The following is a 3,109-nucleotide window of genomic DNA, read 5'->3' on the forward strand; positions in this document are numbered from 1 at the left end:
AGTGCCGGCACAAGGAGTCAGAAATATATGATTTCATATGGTTAGCTACTTATTGCTATTAATGCTCTTTTACCCACTCTCGCAACTCTCGCTTTAATATTTTACCCGTGGCACTGAGGGGGAGTTCCTGAAAAATTCGGACATACCGTGGGTATTTATAGTCCCCCAGATGTTGCCTTGCCCAGGTCTTGACCAATTCCGGCGACAGCTCGCAACCCTCACGGAGAACCAGGCACGCCATAATCTCCTCAACGTAGTAATCATCAGGCACACCAATCACCGCTGCCTGCATAATATCGGGATGGGCCAGTAACACCTCCTCAACCTCACGGGGGTAAACATTAAAACCGCCACGAATAATCAGATCTTTCTTCCGATCTACTATGTAGTAGTTACCTGCTGAATCACACCGAGCAATATCGCCGGTACGGAACCAGCCATCTTGCAATACCTCTGTCGTCTTCTCTGGGTTATTGAAGTAGCCTTTCATCACGTTGTGGCCACGAATGGCCAACTCACCCTCCTCACCAAAAGGCAACGCATTACCCTCAGCATCAACCAGTCTCAGTGCCACACCGGGGATCGGTCGCCCAATAGAGCCGGGAATGCGTGCCTGATCCAGGGTATTGAAACAGGCGACCGGTGACGTCTCTGAGAGACCATAGCCTTCAAGGATGGTGACGTTGAAATTGCCCTCAAATGCCTGTAAGACATTCACTGGCATAGGACCTCCACCACTGACACACAACCTCAACGTGTCGGTAATGGACTGTCGTTCATCTGCAGACAACTCATCCCTGGCACCATTAAGTGCAATGTACATGGTGGGCACACCAGCGAAATAGCTGATTTGTTCCTGCGCCAGCAGCTTCAGGGTTGTCAATGCCTCAAAACGAACCATCAACACCATGGTGGATGCCGATGCCACGGCATGGAGCATATGGGTTGTCTGGGCAAAAATATGAAACAACGGCAAAACCACCAAATGGCTATCATTCACGCCGGTCCCTAATAAGTTCGAGCAGATAACTGCATTCATCGACAGGTTATAGTGAGTAAGTTCAGCACCTTTTGGCCGTCCGGTTGTGCCGGACGTATAAAGAATGGCGGCAGTATCTTCCGGGGCCCTGTCCTCTGGGTCTGCCAATGAGCCGTCCGTCAGCAAGGTGGATAGCGTGGACTCGCCTCGCCACTGATCCTGGTCAAGCTCACCGGTGATGACAAAAAAATGCTCGCAGCTGATCACCCGCTGAAAGGCTTCGAGTCCAAACTGCCCCAATGGCAGGTCATTTGAACCTTCAAAACACAGATAGGCGACAACCTGACTGTCGGCAAGATGATAGGCGATCTCTTTTGGCTTCAGCAGAATATTCAACGGCACCACAACCGCACCAGCACTGAGAATACCGTAATAAACCATCAGGAACTGGGGAATATTCGGACAACTGAGCGCCACCCGGTCGCCGGGCCGGATACCTGTTTGCTGCAAACCATGCCCAACAGAGGCAACCGTGTCTTTTAATACCTGATAACTGATACGCCGTTCACCGGCGACAATGGCGGTTTTATCCGGATAAACAGCAGCGCTGCGGAACAGGAAATCAGCAAGGTTGGGCATGAATCAGCACTCCGGGGAAATAAATGGACTCCAGCTGGCCATCGCGGCAACTGCTCCTGCGTTGCTCTGGCTCCTGCATCCAAGTCGGGCGCTATTCTCGGACAGCCTCCTGGAACATAGACACCAACCAGGGAAAGCTCAAACCGGATTTCACAGACACACCCCATCTCAAAGAACTAAAAGCCTGCAAATTCATGGACTGGAAGAGTTCAACTCGTTATCAGCAGCCGGTTCCCCAGAATACCCAAAATCCCCGGAAAGAGTAGGCATAGTTACGGGAAATGCCGTCTGGGGATGCCCGAAAGGTACATAGCCATGACATGAATAAGGTGGTACTGAAGCCATGAACGGATTACAGGCAACCAGGGGAACGACTATTAAAGGCCTTGAAGATTGATTGCCTTGAGCACTCTCGACAGAATGTTTCCTGCACTTGGCTCTTTTATTCTTGAACCAATTTTTAACCTGCGTATGTGTCAACCCCAGCTCTGCGGCCAACAAGGAAAGTGGTTCGCCATCGATATAAGGACAACGTTGAAATGCTTGATTAAGTAAGTTGATTTGCCGTACAGAATAGCTTGTTCGTTTTTTTCTTTCCTTTACTCCAGGCTCGGGGCCTGCTTGCGTGAAATCCGATTCATTCGGATCAGGCTCGACCATTCTCTTTCCTGAAATGTTACTTAAACCAGCTGCAATAACCTCATTTCTTTTGGACGATCTTCTATTCTGGAACCATATCCTGATCGATAATTCTGGCAATTGCAATTTTGAAGCCAGCACAGACCTTTCAAAAGTTGATAAATGTTTGGCACGTTTAAAAACTTTTATAAGTTCTTGAGTTTGCCATTCAGAAAAGATCGTTCGCGGTTTACGTTTTTTAGTTTCGGAACATGCTTTCGGGGAATGGGATTCAGTGGTATCAGTTGCTATCTTCTTAACAGAATCGAGCAGGCAACTATCCTCCCCCTCATCCACTGTCTTGGTGTGAGTGGCAGTGCTGCCACCAGGCCCATAAACAGAACTCATACCAATGTCTGCCACTTCCGGATGGCCCGGGTAATCAGGAATAACAATGGGTGTCATTGCAGGATGACCATGTGGGGACAGGTGTGTTGGTACATAACTCATATTTGAAACTATCGAACCAAAGCTATATGGTTTGAAATTATTCCCTACCTGTGACCTCTCGGGTAAATAAGAAAAAAATGGCTGAGCGGTAGAGCGCACTTCAGAAAGTCTGCCACCAAATGAAGCAGGCCTGCGTGCGGGTTCACAAGTTTTTGATGAGCTGGCTGCGCCAGGCAACATATAAGATGAGTATTTAGAAGGTGCTAAAGGGTCCATAAAATCGACCACCTCTTTGTAAATAAAACTTGAATTCAGGAAAAATCATTCTAGACGCAAACTTCAAAAAATCTAACGAGCAGTAAAAGTTTTTTATACCTGAATCCGTAACTTCAGAAGACGTTGAAACCTTCGGAAGCCGGTCGT

Annotated in this window: 2 protein-coding genes; both read right to left on the minus strand. The window is 48.2% G+C overall.

The window, feature by feature from the left end; translation table 11 throughout:
* Positions 1-58 precede the first annotated feature (58 nt).
* Entirely contained in the window at positions 59-1,618 is a 1,560-nt protein-coding gene (locus KDK14_RS15995) for a long-chain fatty acid--CoA ligase (protein WP_257266175.1), read from the minus strand.
* A 192-nt stretch (positions 1,619-1,810) separates the two neighbouring features.
* A complete protein-coding gene (locus KDK14_RS16000) occupies positions 1,811-2,962 on the minus strand; it encodes a homeobox domain-containing protein (RefSeq protein ID WP_257266176.1) in 1,152 nt (383 codons plus the stop codon).
* Positions 2,963-3,109: the final 147 nt, after the last annotated feature.

This window comes from Endozoicomonas sp. ONNA2, assembly GCF_024606365.1.
GTDB lineage: Bacteria > Pseudomonadota > Gammaproteobacteria > Pseudomonadales > Endozoicomonadaceae > Endozoicomonas.

What these genes read in the sequence shown, in the direction of transcription:
- KDK14_RS16000 (WP_257266176.1), bottom strand. Translation starts at nt 2,962, where the DNA reads ATGGACCCTTTAGCACCTTCTAAATACTCATCTTATATGTTGCCTGGC.
- KDK14_RS15995 (WP_257266175.1), bottom strand. Translation starts at nt 1,618, where the DNA reads ATGCCCAACCTTGCTGATTTCCTGTTCCGCAGCGCTGCTGTTTATCCG.